The sequence below is a fragment of the Pseudomonadota bacterium genome, from assembly GCA_010028905.1.
Taxonomy (GTDB): domain Bacteria; phylum Vulcanimicrobiota; class Xenobia; order RGZZ01; family RGZZ01; genus RGZZ01.
This window is the reverse complement of sequence record RGZZ01000922.1, coordinates 1-1,050: the sequence shown is the minus strand read 5'-3', so window position 1 is coordinate 1,050 and position 1,050 is coordinate 1. Positions and strand designations below refer to the sequence as shown.

The window sequence follows — 1,050 nt, the reverse complement described above, 5'->3', positions numbered from 1 at the left end:
TTCCTTCCCGATATCGCGTGTCCGCTTGTTGTCAGCACGAGTCTACGCTATCATTCGACTCACGAACGGGGAGTTCAGAGGTCTCAATGTTCACTCTACGGGCTTTCGACTCTTGGAGGATGTTGCGCATTGCATTTGCAACGCTGGTGTCGAGATTGTTCTCGATGATGCTTATGTACTCGAGGGCGTCGCATTTCAGAAGGGCGTCACAGAAGTGGACACTCGCCTCCTCATTCTTGAATACGTTGGGACACCCCGCCACCTCAATGGACGTGAGTGATTTGAAGGATGCTTCGACGAGCATGGTCAACATGTCGAGCGTCTCGACCGAGCCTTCGTCCTCGTAGTGCAGTATCAACACCTTGATTGCGTCGAGTGCGTCGATCGCGGCGTTCAGCGCAATCTCGGATGTGAAGACGCGGCAGAATTGCACATGTGTGAGTCGAGGCATGCAACTCATCGCATTCACAAGCATGTCCGCACGAGCCACTCTGTAATTTGCGTCGCGTGCAACGAGGATGACGAGTTCTTCAATCTTCGTCGCATTCGCAAGCGCTTCGAGGACCGTCTCGTACACCTGATCCACACATTCCGTATCGGCATCAACCAACGCTATCTCCTCCATATGAAACGTCCGTAGTGTCAAGGCGTAGCGATTCAGAACTTTCGCAAGCATCGAAGCGTCGATGAGGCTTCTACACAACAATAGTTCCACAAGAGGCTCGTCCTGTGACAAGGCGTCCTCCAGCCTGGCACTGGTAGCTTCGACGTCGTCCGCATACGTGATGTGCAACGAAGACGACATGACCTGCTTGTTTTGTTTTGTTTTTGTTTGCAGTTGTCGTGTGTGTTCTCCGACGTCTGTCCCTTATACTTATCTACACACTCATGATCAAAACTGATCAGACGTCGGTGTCTACACGCACGCACGCAGTCGACATCAGCACGATGTATGCGATAAGGTGCGTCCATTCGCACGACCTCGAAAATCGCCTGATCAACACAAAGTACAGTTCCAGTCGCTTCCGCTGCACACGAACAAGTACCTCT

The 1,050-nt window shown here is 52.0% G+C and carries 1 protein-coding gene; it reads right to left on the bottom strand.

The genetic code is table 11. The features are described 5' to 3' along the window. Nucleotides 1-31 precede the first annotated feature (31 nt). Nucleotides 32-805 carry a hypothetical protein gene (locus EB084_26385; protein NDD31791.1) on the bottom strand — a complete coding sequence of 258 codons (774 nt, stop codon included), beginning with the start codon at nt 803-805 and terminating at the stop codon, nt 32-34. Nucleotides 806-1,050: the final 245 nt, after the last annotated feature.